Source organism: Tessaracoccus flavus (genome assembly GCF_001997295.1).
GTDB lineage: Bacteria > Actinomycetota > Actinomycetes > Propionibacteriales > Propionibacteriaceae > Arachnia > Arachnia flava.
Window position 1 is genome coordinate 319,206 of record NZ_CP019605.1, and the last position, 19,987, is coordinate 339,192.

A 19,987-nucleotide genomic window follows, 5' to 3' on the forward strand; every position below is an offset into this window, starting at 1 on the left:
CTTGGAAAGCGGGCCCGGGGAGAGATCCCCGGGCCCGCTCTTCACGTCAGCGTCGGAAATCCTGACTCGGACGTCGACCCACCGCCGTCTCCAGGCGGCGCAGCTCGTCGACCATCTCCCGCGGCAGGCGCCAGCCGAACTGATCGAACCAGCGGCCGATGCGGGGGGCCTCGTCGGCCCACTCCTGCGGCTGGAACGTGACCACATCGTGGAGGTCGTCGGGGTCGATGTCCAGACCCTCGACGTCGAGCCCGTCGTCGGTGGGCAGGTAGCCGATCGGCGTCTCCACGGCGTCCACCTTCCCGTCGACACGCTCCGCGATCCACTTCAGCACGCGCGAGTTCTCGCCGAAGCCGGGCCACATGAACCGGTGCTCGGCGTCGCGGCGGAACCAGTTGACGTAGAAGATCTTCGGCAGCTTCTCGGGGTCAGCGTTCTTGCCGAGATCGATCCAGTGTTGGATGTAGTCGGCCACGTGGTAGCCGATGAACGGCAGCATCGCCATCGGGTCGCGGCGCAGCACGCCGACGGCTCCCGACGCCGCGGCCGTGGTCTCCGACGAGCAGGTGGCGCCCATGAAGACGCCGTGCTGCCAGTCGCGGGACTGGGTCACAAGCGGGATCGTGTTCTCCCGACGCCCGCCGAAGATGATCGCGTCGAGCGGCACGCCCTCGGGGTTGTGGTACTCGTCGCTCAGGATCGGGCACTGCTCGATGGGAGTGCAGAAGCGGCTGTTGGGGTGGGCGGCCTTCTCGTCGGGACGGCCACCGACCGGGCCGGTCGACCCGTGCCATTCGCGACCCTTCCAGTCGGTGAGGGTCTCCGGCTTCTCCTTGGTCATCCCCTCCCACCAGACGTCGCCGTCTGGGGTGAGGCCGACGTTGGTGAAGATCGAGTTGCCCGCCTCGAGCGACTTCATCGCGTTCGGGTTGGTGTCGTGGCCGGTGCCGGGCGCAACTCCGAAGAATCCGGTCTCGGGGTTCGTGGCGTAGAGACGGCCGTCCTCCCCGAAGCGCAGCCAGGCGATGTCGTCGCCCAGCGTCTCGACCGTCCACCCGGCGACGGTTGGGTCGAGCATCGCCAGGTTGGTCTTGCCGCACGCCGAGGGGAAGGCCGCGGCGACGTGGTAGGCGCGGCCCTCGGGGGAGGTCAGCTTGAGGATGAGCATGTGCTCGGCCAGCCAGCCCTCGTCGCGCGCCATCACCGACGCGATGCGCAGCGCATAGCACTTCTTCCCGAGCAGCGAGTTGCCGCCGTAGCCCGACCCGTACGACCAGATCATCCGCTCGTCGGTGAAGTGCACGATGTACTTCTCCTCGCTGCAGGGCCACGGCACGTCCTCCTGGCCCTCGTCCAGCGGCATGCCGACGGAGTGCAGACACGGCACGAAGTCGGCCTCGGTCTCCTCCATCCGCGCCATGGTCTCGGCACCCATCCGGGTCATGATGCGCATCGACAAGACGACGTAGGCGGAATCGGAGACCTCCACCCCGAACTTCGGGTCGGCCGCGTCGAGATGCCCCATGCAGAACGGCATCACGTACATCGTGCGCCCGCGCATACACCCGTCGTAGAGCCCGCGCATGATGCGCTTCATCTCGTCGGGGTTCATCCAGTTGTTGGTGGGCCCGGCGTTCCGCTCGTCGTTCGAGCAGATGAAGGTCTGGTCCTCGACGCGCGCGACGTCGTCTGGATCCGTGCGGGTGTAGATGGAGTTGGGCTTCCTCTCGTCGTTCAGCCGGACGACGGTGCCCTTCTCGACCAGATGGTCGACGAGCTGGTCCCACTCGGCGTCGGAGCCGTCGCAGTAGTGGATGGCGTCGGGCTGCGTCAGCTCAACTACTTCGTCGAGCCACGCCAGCAGCTTGGCGTGCTTGGGTTCTTGACCGGTTGCGGGAATATCCGTCCTGGACTTGCGGCGGACTTCGGTGGCGATTGACATGGGTCTCCTCGTTGCGACACTGCCTGGAATCACGCATCTCCGTTGAGCGTTTCCATTAGCACCATATCCAAGAAATGTCATGGATGTTAATCACGGGCGTGTCCGTGGACGGCTGATACTCTCCGAGCGTGCGCACTGTGACCCTCGCCGCTGTCCTTCCCGTTCTAGCACTGGTGGCTGCCTGCAGTCCGGGGCCCGAGGTGACCCCGACGCCCCCCGCCAGCGTCGCCGCGCCGTCCAGTGCGCCCGTGGAACCCGCTCCCTCGAGCGCCGCGGCACCGTCGACCAGCGCCGTCCCCGCCCCGAGCGAAACGGTGGACCCCTCCACCGTGGAGCCCTCGGGGGAGTTGGCCCCGACGGGCTCGCTGAGCCCCGTGCCGCAGCCCACCCCCCAGGGCGGGCCGTGGACGACGGTCGGCGAGACCTACTCGGACGCCGCAGCAGTCGCTGGGGCATCGCTGTTACCCGAGTCGTTCAGAGCGTTCCTGGGTCAGCGGCTCGGCGTTGAGGACGAGGCGGGCTGCACGATGACCGAGGTGGAGGTCAAGACCGTGCATCGCGACGGATTCGTCTTCGGCTCCGAGGCGGGCACCTGCGGCTCTGCGCAGACCGTCTGGGGCATTACCGAGGGTGCCTGGCACTACATCGTCGCTTTCCAGGACGTGATGCCCTGCCGCGACCTTGAGTTGAACGGCATCCCGACCGGCGCGGAGGGTCTGCGCTGCATGGACGACTCGGGCGCAGCCAAGGACTACTGATGCGTCCGGGCACCGCCGCAGTGCTGGCCGGGTTGGTGCTCACCGGGTGTGCGGTGGCACCCGCTCCGAGCGCGGAGCCAGTCACTCCCGAGCCTGCACCCAGCACATCTCTCTTCCAGCCGTCCGTCCCTCCGACGTCGAGTCCCACGCCGGGCCGAGCGTCAGCCACGCCCGTGCCGGAGCCCGCAGTGCCCGAGCCGACCGAGACCGATGAGAGCCCGGCGCGACCGTCGACCAGCGCGCCGGCTACGACGGCCGTCTCGCCCAGTGCGCCACCCGTCCCCAATCCGGCACCCAGTACAACCGCGGTAGCACCTGATCCCGCGGTGCCGTCGGGTTGGCGGAGCTTCGACGCGGATCTGCTCTCCGCGGGGGACGTCGGCGGGATCGAAGGTGCACCGTCGGGGTTCGCGGACTACGTCGTCGCCCGCTTCGCGGATGAGGATTCCGCCGGGTGCTTGCTGTCCGCTATGACGGTCACGTCGGTGCATCCCGCGGGCTACGTCTATGGCTCGGAGAACGGCAGCTGTGGGGGCAGTGCCACGCTCTACGCCGAGGTGGGCGGCGTGTGGGGTGTGGCACTCGCGATGCAGGCGATGCCGGAGTGCTCCGCCCTGCGTGAGGCCGGAATCCCCGAGGGCTTGGGAATCCGGTGCGGACATGAGACGGGCGACCGGGAGTACTGAACCCTCGGTCGCCCCGCGGCTCGGTAGCCAAGCCTCATCTCATCCCGAAATGGCGGCTCCCCCCAACCAGCCACCGCCGCCGGCACAGCGCCAGCCTATCCGCCGCCCGGTTCACTGCTTCCTGTGGTTCCTGGGGTTTGAGCTGGTAGACGCCAACCGCTGTGAGCCAACGCCAGTGGTTAGCGGGAGACGCCAACCGCGCGAGGGAAACGCCAACCGCGCGAGGGAAACGCCAACCGGGGGAGGGAAACGCCAACCACGAGCAGCAAACGCCGACAGACAAGGCCGAACGCCGCCGAGACACAGCGACGCCCGCGAGATTTCGCTGGCGTCGCTGAGTCTGGCGGGCGAGGTGCAATCTCGATTGGCGTTCGGTGTTGTCGGTTGGCGCCGGCCGGTCCGCGGCGTCGACCCTCTCGGTCTGCGTCGGGGTGTTCCGGGACTACGTCCCTCCAACCCCTTCCTTGGCCTCGGAAATGGACAAGCGCCCAGTCCCTGGAAAGCAGAAAGTCGAGAGCGATGAGCGCTTGCCCATTTCTCTCGACCTGCGTCGGGGTGTTCCGGGACTACGTCCCTCCAACCCCTTCCTCGTCCTCGGAAGTGAACAAGCTCCCAGTCCCCAGAAAAACAACAAGTCCGAGGAAGGGAGCTTGCTCACTTCTCTCGGACTTCGTCGGGGTGTTCCGGGACTACGTCCCTCCAACCCCTTCCTCGTCCTCGGAAGTGAACAAGCTCCCATTCCCCAGAAAAACAACAAGTCCGAGGAAGGGAGCTTGCTCACTTCTCTCGGACTTCGTCGGGGTGACAGGATTTGAACCTGCGGCCTCGTCGTCCCGAACGACGCGCGCTACCAAGCTGCGCCACACCCCGATGGCCCTGTGGGCCAACGGAAATGTTAGCCGACGCGGAGGCAAACCGCGAAACCGGTGCGGCTCAGCTGGACGGGACCAGCGTCAGCAGCGTCACCTCTGGTCGGCACGCGAAGCGGTAGGGAGCCGCGGGCGAGGTTCCCACACCTGCGGAGACGTGCAGGTGCGCGGTGTGACTACCGACGGTGTGCGTCGAGAGACCCTTGACGCGGCGGGTGTCGAGATCGCAGTTCGTGATGAGCGCCCCGTAGCCGGGGACACAGACCTGACCGCCGTGCGTGTGGCCGGCGAAGATCAGGTCCATGCCGTCGCTCGTCATCGCGTCGAGCAGGCGGAGATAAGGGGCGTGCGTGACGCCAACGTTGAGGTCCGCAGCATCATCAGCGGGTCCAGCGACATCCTCGTAGCGGTCCCTGCCGAGATGGGCGTCGTCAGTCCCACGGAGCGCGATGCGGTACCCGTTCACGTTCAACGTCTCGCGACGATGAGTCAGGTCCACCCACCCGTGCTCGGAGAAGCGGTCCCTCAGTTCCCGCCAGGGAAGATCCGGTTCGCGCTTACCGCCGCCGGTTGACTTGCCGTGGACGAGGTACGACAGCGGGTTGCGCATAATCGGCGAGTAGTAGTCATTGGAGCCGAACACGAACGCGCCCGGCACCCGCAACAAGTCGGACCAGGCATCGGCCAGCACCTCGACCGACCGGGCTTCGGAGATGTTGTCACCTGTGTTGATGACGAGGTCCGGGCCCAACTCCGCCAGGGACGAGACGAAGCTGAGCTTCGCCTCCTGGTCCGCCATCAGATGCACGTCGGAAACGTGGAGCACCTTCAGCGGCTGCCCACCCGGCGGAAGGAGGGGGGCCTCCAAGCGCCGGACGGTGAAGAGGTTCGCCTCGACGAGTCCCCAGCCGAAGCCGGCGGACGCCGCCACTGCCGCCGTCGCCGCTCCCTTAGCGATGGTCCCGAGCATCAGTCGTCGGACTCTTCCTCAGCGGGCGGGTCTGCTGGCGGATCGGCGGGAGGCGCCGGCGGAGCCGGCTCTGCGGGCGGGGGCGCGGGTGCCGGCTCAGGCTTGGGTTCAGGCTTCGGCTTCGGTTTCGGGGCGGGGCCCAGGGACACGCGCATCCTGATCGTGGAGAACTTCACCGCCATGTCGCTCGGCGTGATGCCGAGGAAGGTGCCGCGGCGACGGTTTGAGTGAACACGCACCCGTTCGGTGGTGAAGCCGGCTGCCTCGAGAACCTCCTTGGCCTCGTTGTAGCCCATCCCCCGCACGCTCGGCACGGGGACCTCGACGCCTTCCAGGATTTCGTCGGTGGGCTCGATGAACTCAGTCCTGGGGAGGTCCGCCACGGCGGCGCTCATCGCTCCGCGCCACATCAAGCCGGCATCGCCGCCACCCGATCCCTCAATCCGGTAACCGCTCGGCAGTGTCAGTCGACGCAGGGAGCGGGGGAACTTTCCTTCCCAGAACGGGTGGGTCTTGTCCGCGGCGAGCATCGCCACTCCGGCCATCTCCGGCGTGTATCCGGCGTACCAGAGCGCCTCGTAGTTGTCGATGGTGCCGGTCTTGCCCGCCTGGGGACGACCATCGCGGAGAGCGGCCGGGCGACCCGTGCCGTTCTCGGCCACACCCTGGAGGAGGTAGTTGACGCCGTCGGCAATCTCGGGACGAATAACCTGCTGACAGTTGGCCGAGGGGACCTCGAGTTCGGCGCCGTCCTTCGTCTGAACGCCCTGAAGGATGATCGGGTCGCAATGGATGCCACGGTTGGCGAACGTCGCGTACGCCTCCGCCAGCGACAGCGGGGTCACCTCGGCGGTGCCGATGACGAAGGAGGGGATGCTGGAGTACGTCTCCACCAGATCCTGGCCCGTCGCCATCTTGACGCCCGCCTTGGCCGCCATCTGCACCGTGGCACAGACGCCTGCGTCCTGGATCAGCTGACCGAAGTAGGTGTTTACCGAATTCTCGGTGGCTTCGCGCATGTCGATGCGCCCGTAGCCGCGGTTGCCCTGGTTGCCGAGTTTCCACTCGCCGTAGAGGGGGAAGGTCCCCTCACAGTTGCGGAAGGTTTCACCGGTGAGATCGATGCTGGAGGGGGCGTCGTACTCCTTGTCGGGGGTCATCCCCACATCGAGTGCCGCAGCCAGGGCGAAAGTCTTGAAGGTCGAGCCGGCCTGGTAACCCTCGGCTCCACCCATCGAGCGCTCGACGTTGTAGTTGTACCAGGTCTCCCCGGCGGTGGCGTCGGTGCCCATGACCGGGCGGGACTGCGCCATGGCGACGATGAGGCCGGTCTTCGGCTGCAGCATTGTGACGGCGCCCAGCACCTGGTCGGTGGGGGCCACCTGGTTGGCGACGGCCGCCTCAGCAGCGGCCTGTGCCTCCGAGTTGATGAGAGTGGTGATAGTCAGGCCGCCCCGGTTGAGCAGGTTCTCGCGCTCCTCGACCGTCGCCCCCATGCTCGGCATCTTGTCCGACAGGAGGGTGAGCCTCACGTAGTCGCACAGGAACGGATACTCGGAGGCGATACAGCCGTTGGGCATGTTGACGACCTTCGACTGATCGAACGGGATCTGCTTTGTCTCGTCCGCGACCTCTTGGCTGATGATGCCGAGCTCGGCCATCCGGTTGATCACCACGTTGCGACGGTTGATCGCCTGATCCGTGCGCTTGACGGGGTTCGTGGCGACCGGGTTCTGAACGAGGCCGGCGAGCATGGCCGCCTGATCGAGGGTGAGTTCCTTCGCCGACGTGCCGAAGTAGTGCTGGGCGGCGGCCTCGACGCCGTAGGCGCCGTCGCCGTAGTACGCGATGTTCAGGTAGCGCTCGAGGATCTCGTCCTTGGTCAGGCGCTCTTCCAGCGCCATGGCGTACCGGGCCTCGATGATCTTGCGCTCGATCGTGACCTCGGTGGCGGCTCGGGCGGCCTCCTTGTCGCCCGCCGCGATCGCGATGTCCTGGCGAACGAGCTTCACGTACTGCTGAGTGAGGCTCGAGGCGCCCTGCGTGTCCCCCGAGATGGTCTTGAAGAAAGCCCTCACAAAGCCCTTGAAGTCGATGGCTCCGTGCTCGTAGAAGCGGTGGTCCTCGATGGCGATCTGCGCATCCTGCATGACGGGTGCGATCTCAGACAAAGGGACGTAGATGCGGTTCTCGTCGTAGAACGTGGCGAGCACCTCGCCATTGGCCATCAGGATCCGCGAGCGCTCCGACTGGGGTGGGGTTTCCAGCTCGGTCGGCAGTTGCTCGAGCGAGTCGGCCGCGAGCTTCGCGCCGCCCCCCGCGAGCGCAGCGAACGGCACCGCGAGGCCTGAGAGCAGGAGCCCCGACAGCAGGCTGACAGCCAAGAACATCAACAGGGAGTAAGTCTTGGAGCTGAGGGAGACAGACTTCATGTCGCCAATCCTACGTGACGAGCCCTAAAACCCCGCCGTTCAGTTAATCTGAAGAATTTCTTAGGGCAGACCCCCTGTTGCAATGGTCGACCTATGCGCTAGCGTCATGGACACCTGACAAACACTGCGCAAAGGAGGGCAGCAAATGTCACTCGCCGAGGTGAGCGAATGGACGCTGCGAGCGAAGTGCCGCGACATGGCGGACGCATTATTTCCTGAGGGCAAGGACCAGAAACGAGCACGCTCGGTCTGCGCCGGGTGCCCCGTCCGATCCGAATGTCTGGCCGAGGCGCTGGACAACCGCATCGAGTGGGGCGTGTGGGGAGGCATGACCGAACGCGAGCGTCGGGCGCTGCTCCGCTCACGGCCAGACATCACGTCATGGCACGACGTACTCATCAATTACAACGACGAGGGGGACGCGTCCATCGCAGTCCTTCCGGCGGGGAGGCACTGACCGGACCGACGACGAGGCTCGAGGCGCGCGGAGTCCCGCGCGCCTCTTTCTTTCCCTCGATGAAATGTCCCACTTGACCCGACACCAGTGGTCGAGTCAGGTAGCCCGTCGAACGGTCTGTGGCTGGCTGAGCCGTGAGACTCAGCAGTAGAACGCTGAGGGGCGCGCAGACGCCAACAGACAGACCGAAACGCCAACGGTCATCCCCACACGCCGACGACCTCCAGGGACGCCCGCGAGATATCAGGGGCGTCGCTGAGTCCCGCGGGCGACGTCGGCTGCTCGTTGGCGTTAGGCCCTGGCCGTTGGCGTCGGGGTGCGCGGCGTTGGCGTCAGAGCGTGCCGCAGGGACGGCTCGAAGGCCGTCAGTCGCGGAGGAAGCGGGCGGGGACGTCTACGACCCGGAACCGGTCCCAGTCAGTGGCCCAGCCGCCGAGATCGAGTCCCCAGTCGACGAGGTGACCCGTGAGGCCCCAGATGAACTGCTCTCCCAGCACGAACGCGGGGCCCTCGAACCCGAGGGGGTGGCGGCCCATCACGCGGGCGTCCGGGGCGGCGAGCTCGGACACCCGGTAGGAGTGCACGGCGCCCGTCTCGGCCGGATCCACGGCCTCGAGCGGGTGACCGCCGGGCCACACCGCAACGACGGTGGTGACGTCGTAGCGTGACGCTGGCACCCAGAGGGCCGGAAGTTCACCGAGGATCGTCACGTGTTCGCTGGCCAGGCCGATCTCCTCGTTCGCCTCGCGCAGCGCAGTGAACTGCAGCGAGGGATCGGTGTCGTCGGCCGCCCCGCCGGGCAGCGCGATCTGGCCCGCATGCCGACGCATGGTTTCCGCCCGGGTCACGAACGTGAGCGATGGGTCGGGCTCGTCGGTGAAGAGCATCAGGACCGCCGCGGACCGCTCTCCCTTGGGCCGGCGATCGATCCCAATCTGCCGCGTGACCGGCCCGGCGACGAGCGCAGCGCTCAGCCGGGCAAAGGTGTCGGGATGCCTCACTCCACCCCCAGATACTCGGAGGCGAGCTCGCGCAGCTGCGCCGTGGACTCGAACGGGCCGGCATGAACCCCGGCGATGCTGCCGTCCTCGCTGACGAAGTAGGTGGTGGGCAGGCCCGGCACGCGGAGTTGGGACTGAAGCGTCTTGTCCTGGTCGATGACGTGCGGGTAGATCCAGCCCACCAGCCCGGCGAACTCGACCGCCCAGTCCAGCTTCGGGTCGTTGTAGTTGACCCCGACGAAGTTCACCCCGTCGAGCTCAGCCAGTCCCTCGCGCAGGAAGGGGGCCTCCTCGCGGCACGGAGCGCACCACTGGGCCCAGAGGTTGACGATGGTTGGTTCCCGTGGAAGCCCCGCAAGGTTGACCTCCTGGTCGGTGCCGAGGCAAGCCAGTGCAGTGGCCGGGAGGCCTCCGGAAATGGCGTCGGCGGCCGGATCGGTGTCAGGGCACTCCGGGAGGCCGTACTGAACTCGGAGCGACGCGAGGTCGGCCGCATCGCTGGAGGTGGGTGGGCTCGAGGCACCTGGATCGGGCGTCGGCGAACACGCCGCGGCCAGGACGGACGCGGCGACGGCAGCGGCCAAGGCAACTCGTCGAATCATCGCGAGTCAGCGTACCCGCCCCGATCTTCGGGCTCAGCCTCTCGGCTCGCGGATCAGCGCTGCGGCCTTTGCCGGGTCCTGCTCGCCGAGGTGGCTGCTCGGACACAGGTCTCGGACCGGACACGCGCCGCACGCAGGACGCCGGGCGTGGCAGCACCTGCGGCCGTGCCAGATCAGGCGGTGTGACACCATGACCCAGTCCTCGGGTGGGAAAAGGGCAGCGACGGCGCGCTCGACGTCGTCGGGCTTGGTGCTGTCCACCCAGCCGAAGCGGTTGGCGAGTCGGATGAAATGCGTGTCGGGCGTCAAGCCGGGGACGTCGAACGCGTTTCCCAGCACAACGTTCGCCGTCTTGCGGCCAACCCCTGGGAGCGTCACCAGGTCGTCCAGGTTGGCGGGCACCTCGCCGTCGAAATCGTCGACGATGCGCCGGCTGAGGCCGATGATGGCGGTCGCTTTGGTGCGGTAGAAGCCCACGGGGCCGATCAGCTCCTCGACCGCAGCCTGCTCGGCCTCGGCGAGCGCGAGAGGTGTCGGGTAGCGGGCGAAGAGTGCGGGCGTGACGGAGTTCACCCGGCGGTCGGTCGACTGCGCCGACAGGACAGTCGCGACGAGGAGTTCGAACGGGCTGCGGAAGTCCAGTTCGCAGCGTGCGTCAGGGTAAGCGGCGGCCAGCCCCTCGTGGATGGCCTCAGCCGAGCTCATCCGCTTCCACGATCAGCTCGATCTCGACGGGCGCGTCGAGCGGAAGCACCGAGACCCCCACCGCGCTGCGCACGTGCGCGCCGCTCGGCCCGAACAGATCGCCCAGGAGGTTTGACGCCCCGTTCGCGACGGCGGGCTGCTGCGTGAATCCGCTGTCGCTCGCGACGTAGACGACCACCTTGACGATGCTTCGGATCCGATCGATGCCCCCCGCCACATCCGAGACGGCGGCCAGCGCATTGAGCGTGGCTGTCCGAGCCGCGTCGACGCCGTCGTCGACGGAAAGTGCCTCGCCGAGCTTGCCGGTGGCGACCAGTGCGCCGTCGACGGTGGGTAACTGCCCCGAGGTCCAGATCTGACTCCCGACGCGGGCGGCCGGAACGTAGGCCGCGACCGGCCTCGCGACCGGCGGCAGCTGCAGCCCCAACTCAGCGAGGCGTGCGGAGACCGTCATCACTCTCCGGGGATGGGACGCTTGAAGTAGCCCACCAGGGTGTCGGGGTTGGGGCCGGGGGCCAGCTGCACGAGCTCCCAACCCTCCGAGCCGAAGTTGTTCAGAATCTGCTGCGCCACGTGCGACAGGATCGGCGCGACGAAGTACTCCCACTTGATCATGGGTCAAGCCTGCCAGTTGGCGCCAACATCGGCCACTGGGAGGTCTACGGGCGCCCGAAGGTGTTGTGCAGATCGGCGTCGCGGAACTGCGGGAGGTCGTCGGCGCGCACCACCACCTCCGCGTGGGGCTTGCGCGCTGCGACGGCGTTCGTGACGGCGTCGATCGTCGCCTTTGCTTCCGCGATCGTCGCGTCGGGCTTCTTCACCTGCTTGAACTTGCCCTTGCCCATGATGAACAGGACGACGGCGACGATGAGGCTGAACAGCATGCTCGCGACGAAGCCCAGGGTGATCGCCGTCCAAGGCTGCAGCGACGTCAGGGCGTTCAGAAGCAACCCGACTGCCAGGGCAATGATGATGACGAGCATCCAGACGACATGGAACAAGAAGACCGCAGCCCCGGCGAACAGGCCCGATCCGATGCCGGCGGCTTTGGCTGCGGGCTTGATTTCGGCCGCTGCGAGCTCCGACTCCTTCGAGACGAACTCGGAGATGGCGTCCTTGATGTCAACCAGTGTGTGGCGTGGCTCAATTGGCATGGTGTTCCTTTCGGTATGTGCCAGCCTAGACGCTGGCGGCGGCGAGCGTCGAGACTCGGCTCAGAGCGGGATGTTGAGCCCGCTGTCGGGAAAGTGCACTGGGCCCGTCAACTCCTCGTGGCTGACCCAGGCACGCCAGCACAGCAACTGGAATGGCAACCGCAGACTCTCTCCCGGGCGGACGGCGCCGTCGTAGAGCTCTCCCACCTGGCCCAGCAGTTGCGCGAGCTGCTTCTCGTCGAGGTTGCGGGCCAGGGGCTGCGCCCTGACGAGTGCGGCGAGGTCGTCCCGGGTGACGGTCTGCCAGACCCGGAACGCGCGCTGGTCGACCTCGGGGAAGTACTTCGAGTTGTCGAGAGCCTTGAGGCTCTCGTGGCCGTAGTCGCCCTTCATCGCCATCGGGTCGAAGCGACGGAGCAGGGCCGCCAGGCGGCGCACCCAGGGAACCGAGTCATCCCGAATGAGGTACGAGGCGCTGAGGCAGCCGCCGGGGCGCAGCACACGGGCGAGCTGGGGGAGGGCGGCGTCGAGATCGTAGTGATGGAGCCGTTGATGGCAGTAGACGACCTCGAACTGGATCGGGTCCGTCGGCACCGCCTCGGGACGCGCCAGGAGCGGCGTGACGCGATCCACGTGGCTCAGCTTGGCCGCCGTCGCCGCGTCGTCGGTGATCGCCACGACGGTATGGCCCGCGGCGCTCAGCCGCCTCGGCAGCGCAGTGTCACCGACCAGCGCCAGCATGCGGGCGCCATGCCACACTGTGAGCCAATCGAGGGCTTCGGCGGGCAGCGCGTTGCGGCTCATGAGGTCCTCTCTGCAAATCGTGGTGGGCCCTCAGCCTAGCCGCGACCGCGTTCGCGCAGGTGCACGGCTCCGCAGGGACGTTATCCACAGCCCCGAAGAGGATCGGCAAATCAGGGGTCTGCGGACCGCTAATGCGGGCATGGACGACATCAACGCGCGGGTGCTCTTGTGCGCCAGGGATCCAGCGGTGATCGAGGCGGTCGAGGTGATAGCAGCGGCGCTTGAGGTCCCCCTCTGCGTGGCTGGCGACTCCTCGACGGTGCGTAGCGGGTGGAAGAGCTCGTCGTTGCGCCTCGTCTCGGTGGAGGTCGCCTCCAGATGGAGTTCGGTGCCCCCCGGGCGGGCATTTCTCGTTGGCACATCCGTGGCTGAACTCGCCCGCTGTTCGGCCGAACTCTCACTTCCCGTCCTTCCGCTCCCCGACCGGAGTGGCCGGCTCGCGGACGCGCTGGTGTCAGCGGCGCGCCCGGCGGTTCGAGGTGCTCTGGTGCTCGGCCTGGTGGGCGCGTCCGGGGGGCTCGGGGTCAGCACCGTGACGGCCGGCCTCGCCCTGATCGCTGCAGCCGGCGGTCGGGCCGCCGCAGCGGTGGACCTGGCCCGGTGCAGTGGTGGGCTCGACCTCGTCTTCGGTGCTGAGACGGCGGCGGGGGTCAGATGGTCGGATCTGTCGGGGGCGCAGGGAGAGTTGGGCGACGTCCTCGGCTCGTTGCCCACCGTCGATGGCGTCGGGGTCCTGGCCAGCAGCCGTGACGACCCCCAGCAGCCGAGCAGCGGCGCCGTCGCCGCGGTGGCGACCTCGCTGACCAGGGCGGTGCAGCTCGTCGTGATCGATTCAGGCAACGAAGCGCCTCCCGTTGAGTGTGATCACGTGTTGCTCATGGTCGGCGGGGATGTCCGGTCCGTGGCCGCTGCCCGAATGCTCGCCAGCCAGACCGGCTTGTCCCCGTCGGGACTGATCGTGCGGCGGGGACCCGGACGCGCCCTCGCGCCGGGGGTTGTGAGCCGCGCTCTGGGCGTACCAGTGAAGGGTGTGGTCGGCCAGCACAACTCACTGCCTAAGCTCGCGGAGCTGGGCTTGCCTCCGACAAGTGCCCCGGCGAGGCGCTACCGGAAGGAGCTGACCGTGCTGTTGAAGGGCATCACCGATGACTGATCCTGACCTCGAGGCCCTTCAGGCGAACCTGGCGGCGCTGGGCCGACCCTTCACGCCACGTGACGTGGCGGCGGCGCTGCGGACTCTGGGTGCGGCTGTCTCCGACGCGCGCGTCCGGGAACTCCTCGATGAGCTGCGTCGCCACAGCACCGGAGCGGGGCCGCTCGACTCGCTTCTCCGGGACCCTGGAGTCTCGGACGTGGTGGTCAACGGGCCCGACGACGTGTTCGTCGACCGCGGCGTCGGACTTGAGAAGACCTCGGTGGGATTCGTCGACGACGAGCAGGTGCGCCGGCTCGCGATCAGGCTGGCTGCGGCCGCGGGGCGACGGCTGGACGATGCCTCCCCATTTGTCGACGGCAGACTGCCGGGTGGGGTCCGCGTCCATGCGGTACTGGCGCCGGTGGCGTCACCCGGCACCTGCGTGTCGCTGCGTGTCCCAGCCGCCCGGGGATTCACATTGGACGACCTGGTGGCGGCGGGATCGGTGGGGACTGAGGGGGCAGGTTTGCTGGCATCGATCGTCGCCCGCCGGGTGCCCTTCCTCATCTCCGGGGGTACCGGTTCCGGGAAGACGACCCTGCTGGCCGCACTGCTCGGGCTCGTTCCCGCCGCGGAGCGAATCGTGCTGGTCGAGGACGCCCGGGAACTGGAGCCTGCCCATCCGCACTGCGTCCGACTGGAGGGACGACCACCGAACTCGGAGGGTGCGGGAGCCATCACCCTGACCACGCTCGTGAGGCAGGCGCTTCGGATGAGACCTGACAGGGTCGTTCTGGGAGAGGCGCGAGGTGCGGAGGTCATTGACCTTCTCACGGCGCTCAACACTGGTCACGAGGGAGGCTGCGGCACCATCCATGCCAACTCGGTTGTGGACGTGCCCGCCCGGCTCGAGGCGTTGGCCTCGTTGGGAGGGCTCGGCAGGGAGGCCTGCCACGCCCAGATTGCGGCCGCGCTCCGGGTCGTGATCCATCTGCGACGCGACCACGCCGGGCGCCGCAAGGTGCAGCAGATCGGTGTGTTCCGCCGGGGTGCGGACGGACTGGTCGAGGTCGAGACGGCCGTGGTGCTCGAAGGGACGGAGCCGACCTGGGGACCCGCGGCGGAGGCCCTGCGACGGCTGGTGGAGTCGTGTTGAGCACGCTTGTTGCCGCGGTGACAGGTGCAGCCCTGTTGTCATGGTCCAGCGCCCGCCGCCCCGAAGGGCGACTCGGTAGCGTGGGGTTGACGGACTCGGCGCCGAGTACCGGCAGGTTGGACGGAGGCGCGGGCGGCGCGGAAAGCACCCGGAGTTTCCTCGCGGAGCCCCACCGCGCCGTCTGGGTGATTCCCCTCATGATGGTGATTGCAGCGGCTGTCGCAGGCGTGGAGGCTCTCGGCTGGGTGGCCGCCGCTGGGGTCGCCGGAGGCAGCATGGGATGGATCGCCATCAGCGCCGTGCGCCGACGCCGGGCCAAGCAGGCGGCCGAGCAGACCGCTCACGCCGCGCGGCTCCTTGCCTCTCTGCTGCGGGCAGGACAGATCCCCACGGTGGCTCTCGCGGAGGCTGCAACGGAGTGCCCGTCTCTGGCCCGGGCTGCCGCGGCGAGCAAACTGGGCTCCGACGTCGCCTCGGAGCTGGCCAGATCCTCCCGGTCGCCGGGTCGAGACGGAATGGGGCTGATGGCGGCGGCCTGGCGGGTGAGCGAACGCAGTGGGGCGCCCATCGCGGCGGTGCTGGCGACGGTGGCGGAGAACCTCAGGCATCGTCGGCATTTGGAGGCGCTTCTCGAAACGGAGCTCGCTGCTGCAAGGACCAGCGGGAGGATCATGGCGGCGCTGCCGTTCCTCGCTCTCGCGCTCGGCGTCCTGGGCGGAGGGGACCCGCTGGGGTTCCTGCTCCACCACGAGTTGGGCCAGTGGCTGATCCTGGCTGGAGTGGTGCTGACCGCCGGGGGTGTGGTGTGGATTGACAGGTTGGCGACAGCACGGACGTCACCGTGACGGCACTCGTGGTTCTCTGCGCCGCACTCGGGGCGTGGCTCACGATCCCCGACCCTGGCGCTCGGATCTCAAGAATCGCCAGCCGTCCCGTGCGGCACCCGCCTGGCTGGCTCCGCGACAGACCGGGCGGGATGCGCCTGCGAGACCGGATGGCGCTCGCGGTTCTCGCTGGGCTCGCAGTGGCTGGCGGCGCGGGCGGAGCCGTGGGAGTGCTGCTCGGAGTGTTCTCGGTGCCCCTCGTGTTCGGTGGTGTGTCGCTGTGGCGATCACCCAGGCCGACGGGGCGCCGCCACAGCGAGCTGCCCGATGCGCTTGACTTCCTGGCCGTGTGCCTCGAAGCGGGATTACCGGTCACTGCAGCCACAGAGACAGTGGCGGCGGTATCGCCGGAGGAGACACGGCTGACCTTGCAGGGGGTCGCCTCGCACCTCGCGCTGGGGCGTGCCGGGGCCGAGGCATGGGGGAGCCTGCGTGATGATCCGGTGTGGGGCAGGGCGGCCGCAGACATCGTGCGGTCGGAGCGATCGGGCACGGCGCTCGTAGCTGTCCTGAGGATGCATGCGGACGATGCGAGGAGGGAGCTGCGCGACGAAGCGACGAAGAAGGCTCGGACGGTCGGGGTGCGGTCGGCGGTGCCGTTGATGGTGTGTTTCCTGCCGGCGTTCGTGCTCGTCGGCGTCGTGCCGATCGTGGCGGGCTTGATGACGAAGCTGTTCTAGGAGGGTAGGCGTCCAGGGGTTAGGGCGCGGGGCTGTCAGTGCTGGGTGGCACAGTGGAGGGGTGCAATTTGATTGGCTCCTGTCGAGTGACGAGGTGACCGCGACGTCCGTGCGGAAGCCCACGACCGGGGAGCCCTCGCACTGGCCCTCGTGGCTGTCCGCCGAGGCGGCTGGGCGCTGTGCCGACGCCGGGATCGCCGCCCCCTGGAGCCATCAACGCGAGTTCGCGGACGTGCTCTTCCGCGGAGACCACGCGATCATCTGTACCCCGACCGGGTCGGGAAAGACCTTGGGATATCTGCTGCCCATCATCGCGGCGACGGCGGAGGGCGTTCTGGGCGTGTCGACCGACTCACTCAGGGCGCGCCTCACCACGCCGCGGCACACCGCTCTCTACATCGCCCCCACCAAGGCACTCGCTCACGATCAGGGGCGGGCGTCGGCTGCGCTGGGTCCCCGTGGCTGGCGCATCACCACGCTCGACGGCGACTCCGACGACGCCGAGCGGAGGTTCGCGCGGGAGCACGCGAGCTACGTACTGACCAATCCAGACATGCTCCACTATTCGGTGCTGCCCAACCATCAGCGATGGGCGGGCTTCCTCGGATCGCTGCGCTACGTCGTCGTCGACGAGGCGCACAGATACCAGGGCGTGTTCGGGGCTCACGTCGCCCAGGTCCTGCGGAGGCTCAGACGGGTAGCTGCACACTACGGAGCCCAACCGGTCTTCGCGTTGTCATCGGCGACCGCTCCCAACGCAGCAGAGTTCGGCGGCTCGCTCATCGGCGCTCCCGACGTCGAGGTGATCGCGCGGGACACCGCGCCGTCGGGGCGGAGGACGGTCGCGCTATGGCGGCCCGGTTCCAGCCTCCGCTCTGACACCGCGCTGCTGCTGGCGCGGTTGGCCGACCAGCGGGCGCAGACGATCGCTTTCGTTCCCTCGCGGCAGGGTGCGGAGCTGGTGTCGATCGCGGCGCAGGAGATCGCGACCGAACCGTCCCGGATCGCGTCGTACCGAGGCGGCTACCTCGCTCACGACCGCCGGGAGTTGGAGGCTGCTCTCCACTCCGGCGAGTTGCGGGGTCTGGCCAGCACCAACGCCCTCGAACTCGGCGTCGACGTCGCCGGCATGGATGCTGTGCTCGTCTCGGGATATCCGGGCAAGCTTTCCTCGTTCTGGCAACAGGCGGGTAGGGCTGGGCGCCGCGGCCGTGACGCGCTGGTGGTGCTGCTGGCGCGCGAGAACCCGCTGGACGCGTATCTTCTCGACCACCCGGAACTGCTGTTCGACGCCCCCGTCGAAAGGGCCGTCCTCCATCCCGAGAACCCGCGCGTGCTGGGTCCGCACCTCGCAGCGGCAGCCCAGGAACTTCCCCTGCGGCCGGACGATGACCAGTGGTTCGGCCCGCAGGCCGCCGCGATTGCGGAGGCACTCGCCGCGCAGGGCGTGCTGCGCAACAGGGGCGGACGTTACTACTGGACCCGCCCGGACCGCGCCGTCGACTTCATCTCGCTCCGCGCGATGGAGGAGCACCCCTTCGACATCATCGAGCGCGACACGGGGCGGGTGGTTGGGGTGGTCGATGCCGGGGCGGTGGACCGTACCGTGCATCCGGGCGCCGTCTACCTGCACCAGGGCGACTCGTACCTGGTGACGGAGTTGGACCGGGAGGAACGACAGGCGTTCGTGGTGAAGGACCGTCCGCGGTTCTACACCCAGCCCCAGTCCTCCTTCGACATCGAGATCGTGCAGGAACGCGGCCGAAAGCAGCTGGGCATCACCGAGGTGTGCCACGGCGATGTCCGTCTGGACTCCCAGGTGCTGGGATATCTACGGCGAGACGAGGTCACCCACGAGGTGTGGGACACGACGTCCCTGGACATGCCGCGGCACCGGATGGTCACGCAGGCCGTGTGGTGGACGGTGCCGGCTCACCTGGCCCGCCGGCTGGGGTGGGGGGAATTGGAGATGGGCGCCGCGGTGCACGCGGCCGAGCACACGGCCATCGGTCTGCTCCCGGCCTTCGCGCCCTGCGACCGATGGGACATCGGCGGTGTTTCGACGGCGCTCCACCCCGACACGGGGCTGGCCACAATCTTCGTCCACGACGGCATGGCCGGGGGAGCGGGCTTCGCGTTGCGAGGCTGGGAGGTGGCCGACCACTGGCTCCACGCCACCCTCGAGCGCCTGACCACCTGCACCTGCAGCGACGGGTGCCCCTCCTGCGTCGTCTCCCCGAAGTGCGGCAACGCCAACCAGGTGCTCAGCAAGACATCCGCCGCGGAGTTGCTGGGGCTGCTGCTCGACGATCCGTTGGGACTGCGCTGACGCTGGGGCCACCGTCGCCAGCCGGCTGACCTGAACGCCAGCGTGGGGCCGAAAACGCCAACCGGCAGGACTGAACGCCAACGCGGGCCTCCTAGACGCCAACCCAGGGGACGCGGACGCCAACAGAGAGGTGGGAACGCCAACGCCAGAGGTGGAAACACCAACGGACAAGGCCAAACGCCGACGACCCTCAGCTTCGCCCGCGATATCTCACGGGCGAAGCTGAGACTCGCGGGCATCGCCCGATGCCGGTTGGCGTTGGCGCTCCCCGTTGGCGTTCAGGTCGGCCTGTTGGCGTTGGCCCCTCGACGGGGCTCGTTTTCTCCCAAGCTGATCGGTTCAGGACGCGACCCCGGCGAGGGGGATGCGGGGTTGTCCACACCCGAACCGGGCGCCGGGAAATGCGGCACTGCCGTGGCGATTAATGCCGGTGCGTCGGCTGACAGGCAGCCGGCCCGCCGAAAGGAATAGTCATGCACCACCTCGTTCCCCTCGCCCACCGCGCCCGGGCCGCCCAACTGAGCACCAGGCTGCTGGCGCAGCGGGGCCTAACCACCGTCGAGTACGCCATCGGACTCCTGGGCGCCGCCACCGCAGCGCTGCTTCTCCTTCGCATCTTCAACGACAACCGGCTCTTCGAGACGCTCTTCAACAACGTCATCAGCATCTTCGCTCGCATGGTGAAGGGCAACGGCTGACCATGGCAGGTCGGCCCCGGGAGCGGGGGATGGTCACCATTGAACTCGCCGTCGGCATCACGTTGGCGATGGTGGTGACCGTGGTCCTGGTGGGAATCTCACTGCTCGGGGTCGCCCAGGCGGCCTGCGCGGAGTCCAGCGCCCAGCTGGCTCGCCAGGCCGCCCGTGGGGACGAGGCGCAGGTCAGTGCGGCCACGGAGAGGGCGCCGTCCGGCTCGTCGATCGAGTGGGAGTGGGGCTCGGAGGGTGTGGGGGTCGTGGTCTCGGTGGACCGGGAGCTCCCCCTCATCGGTACGGTGACGCTCAGCGCCGACGCCTGGGCGGCGTACGAGCCGGGGATCAGTCCCCCATGAGAGGGGAGCGGGGGAGCGCGGGTTCGGTGCTCCTCGCTGCGATGCTCACCGTGATCGCAACCGTGCTCCTCTCCGGGGTCCTGGTGATCAGCTGGTTCGGCGCGGTGCGCAGTGCTGACCAGGTGGCCGAACTGGCGGCACTGGCCGGCGCGAGTGCCGCGGTGACCGGGGAGGACGCCTGCCGCGCCGCCGCCGCGACGGCGGGGCGCAACGGCTTTCCCGTTCACGCCTGCGTCGTCAGGGGAGGTGGCTCGCACGTGGTGGTCGAGGTGACGGTTGCCGCTGAACTCGAAGGAGCATTTCCCGGCGCGCCGAGGCGAGTTCTCCGCGTAGCGGCCGCCGGGACGGTGGGGACCGCGTAACGCCGTCGTG

21 protein-coding genes and 1 tRNA gene are annotated in these 19,987 nt (G+C 68.3%); 11 read left to right on the forward strand and 11 right to left on the reverse strand.

From position 1 onward, the window contains the following. Positions 1–46 precede the first annotated feature (46 nt). A complete protein-coding gene (locus RPIT_RS01305; protein ID WP_077339800.1) occupies positions 47–1,942 on the reverse strand; it encodes a phosphoenolpyruvate carboxykinase (GTP) in 1,896 nt (631 codons plus the stop codon). Between the two features lie 128 nt (positions 1,943–2,070). Between RPIT_RS01305 and RPIT_RS14825 the strand changes: the two genes are divergently transcribed. Beyond that, on the forward strand, positions 2,071–2,700 hold the full coding sequence (locus RPIT_RS14825; protein WP_143028265.1) for a BAR domain-containing protein: 630 nt from the start codon (positions 2,071–2,073) through the stop codon (positions 2,698–2,700). Continuing rightward, a complete protein-coding gene (locus RPIT_RS14830) occupies positions 2,700–3,386 on the forward strand; it encodes a hypothetical protein (protein WP_157633318.1) in 687 nt (228 codons plus the stop codon). Before RPIT_RS14825 ends, RPIT_RS14830 begins: the two co-directional genes overlap by 1 nt. Positions 3,387–4,182: 796 nt before the next feature. On the opposite strand, the gene RPIT_RS01325 is transcribed toward RPIT_RS14830, so the two are convergent. The 3 genes from RPIT_RS01325 to RPIT_RS01335 form a co-directional block, all read right to left on the reverse strand. Then, positions 4,183–4,256 (reverse strand) — tRNA-Pro (locus RPIT_RS01325). A 63-nt stretch (positions 4,257–4,319) separates the two neighbouring features. Beyond that, positions 4,320–5,225 (reverse strand): metallophosphoesterase, encoded by a 906-nt coding sequence (locus RPIT_RS01330; protein ID WP_077339808.1) that lies wholly within the window; start codon positions 5,223–5,225, stop codon positions 4,320–4,322. Beyond that, the gene (locus RPIT_RS01335; RefSeq protein WP_077339810.1) at positions 5,225–7,657 is read right to left on the reverse strand and encodes a transglycosylase domain-containing protein; all 2,433 of its coding nucleotides are present in this window, start codon (positions 7,655–7,657) and stop codon (positions 5,225–5,227) included. Before RPIT_RS01335 ends, RPIT_RS01330 begins: the two co-directional genes overlap by 1 nt. A gap of 145 nt (positions 7,658–7,802) precedes the next feature. Here RPIT_RS01335 and RPIT_RS01340 point away from each other — a divergent pair, with 145 nt between their 5' ends. Next, positions 7,803–8,114: a WhiB family transcriptional regulator gene (locus RPIT_RS01340; protein ID WP_077339812.1), complete on the forward strand. Its 312-nt coding sequence runs from the start codon at positions 7,803–7,805 to the stop codon at positions 8,112–8,114. Positions 8,115–8,479: 365 nt separating this feature from the next. On the opposite strand, the gene RPIT_RS01345 is transcribed toward RPIT_RS01340, so the two are convergent. From RPIT_RS01345 to RPIT_RS01370, 7 genes are read right to left on the reverse strand one after another with little or no spacing between them, the layout of a single operon-like run. Further along, positions 8,480–9,115, reverse strand: a complete 636-nt coding sequence (locus RPIT_RS01345; RefSeq protein WP_226996306.1) for an NUDIX hydrolase — start codon at positions 9,113–9,115, stop codon at positions 8,480–8,482. Next, the gene (locus RPIT_RS01350) at positions 9,112–9,717 is read right to left on the reverse strand and encodes a TlpA family protein disulfide reductase (protein WP_077339814.1); all 606 of its coding nucleotides are present in this window, start codon (positions 9,715–9,717) and stop codon (positions 9,112–9,114) included. Before RPIT_RS01350 ends, RPIT_RS01345 begins: the two co-directional genes overlap by 4 nt. A gap of 33 nt (positions 9,718–9,750) precedes the next feature. Beyond that, positions 9,751–10,422, reverse strand: a complete 672-nt coding sequence (gene nth, locus RPIT_RS01355) for an endonuclease III (RefSeq protein ID WP_077339816.1) — start codon at positions 10,420–10,422, stop codon at positions 9,751–9,753. Then, positions 10,409–10,876 (reverse strand): RidA family protein, encoded by a 468-nt coding sequence (locus tag RPIT_RS01360; RefSeq protein ID WP_077339818.1) that lies wholly within the window; start codon positions 10,874–10,876, stop codon positions 10,409–10,411. Before RPIT_RS01360 ends, nth begins: the two co-directional genes overlap by 14 nt. Further along, positions 10,876–11,037: a DUF4177 domain-containing protein gene (locus RPIT_RS15305; protein WP_093664981.1), complete on the reverse strand. Its 162-nt coding sequence runs from the start codon at positions 11,035–11,037 to the stop codon at positions 10,876–10,878. The genes RPIT_RS01360 and RPIT_RS15305 overlap by 1 nt, the downstream gene beginning before the upstream one ends. A 44-nt stretch (positions 11,038–11,081) precedes the next feature. Next, the gene (locus tag RPIT_RS01365; protein WP_077339820.1) at positions 11,082–11,576 is read right to left on the reverse strand and encodes a phage holin family protein; all 495 of its coding nucleotides are present in this window, start codon (positions 11,574–11,576) and stop codon (positions 11,082–11,084) included. Positions 11,577–11,636: 60 nt separating this feature from the next. After that, complete coding sequence (locus tag RPIT_RS01370; RefSeq protein WP_077339822.1) at positions 11,637–12,380, reverse strand: class I SAM-dependent methyltransferase; 744 nt, start codon at positions 12,378–12,380, stop codon at positions 11,637–11,639. Positions 12,381–12,519: 139 nt separating this feature from the next. Between RPIT_RS01370 and ssd the strand changes: the two genes are divergently transcribed. The 8 genes from ssd to RPIT_RS01410 all read left to right on the forward strand — a co-directional run bounded on the left by ssd (position 12,520) and on the right by RPIT_RS01410 (position 19,977). Next, positions 12,520–13,533 carry a septum site-determining protein Ssd gene (ssd, locus tag RPIT_RS01375; RefSeq protein WP_162274461.1) on the forward strand — a complete coding sequence of 338 codons (1,014 nt, stop codon included), beginning with the start codon at positions 12,520–12,522 and terminating at the stop codon, positions 13,531–13,533. After that, a complete protein-coding gene (locus RPIT_RS01380) occupies positions 13,526–14,671 on the forward strand; it encodes a TadA family conjugal transfer-associated ATPase (RefSeq protein WP_077339826.1) in 1,146 nt (381 codons plus the stop codon). Before ssd ends, RPIT_RS01380 begins: the two co-directional genes overlap by 8 nt. Positions 14,672–14,868: 197 nt before the next feature. Beyond that, positions 14,869–15,516 (forward strand): type II secretion system F family protein, encoded by a 648-nt coding sequence (locus tag RPIT_RS01385; protein ID WP_143028266.1) that lies wholly within the window; start codon positions 14,869–14,871, stop codon positions 15,514–15,516. A gap of 131 nt (positions 15,517–15,647) precedes the next feature. Beyond that, complete coding sequence (locus tag RPIT_RS01390) at positions 15,648–16,235, forward strand: type II secretion system F family protein (RefSeq protein WP_143028267.1); 588 nt, start codon at positions 15,648–15,650, stop codon at positions 16,233–16,235. Positions 16,236–16,296: 61 nt separating this feature from the next. Beyond that, complete coding sequence (locus RPIT_RS01395) at positions 16,297–18,564, forward strand: DEAD/DEAH box helicase (protein ID WP_077339832.1); 2,268 nt, start codon at positions 16,297–16,299, stop codon at positions 18,562–18,564. A gap of 473 nt (positions 18,565–19,037) precedes the next feature. Then, positions 19,038–19,262 (forward strand): DUF4244 domain-containing protein, encoded by a 225-nt coding sequence (locus RPIT_RS01400; protein WP_077339834.1) that lies wholly within the window; start codon positions 19,038–19,040, stop codon positions 19,260–19,262. 29 nt (positions 19,263–19,291) lie between these two features. Continuing rightward, positions 19,292–19,615 carry a TadE family type IV pilus minor pilin gene (locus RPIT_RS01405; protein ID WP_143028268.1) on the forward strand — a complete coding sequence of 108 codons (324 nt, stop codon included), beginning with the start codon at positions 19,292–19,294 and terminating at the stop codon, positions 19,613–19,615. Continuing rightward, a complete protein-coding gene (locus RPIT_RS01410; RefSeq protein ID WP_077339838.1) occupies positions 19,612–19,977 on the forward strand; it encodes a hypothetical protein in 366 nt (121 codons plus the stop codon). Before RPIT_RS01405 ends, RPIT_RS01410 begins: the two co-directional genes overlap by 4 nt. The last annotated feature ends 10 nt before the right edge of the window (positions 19,978–19,987 follow it).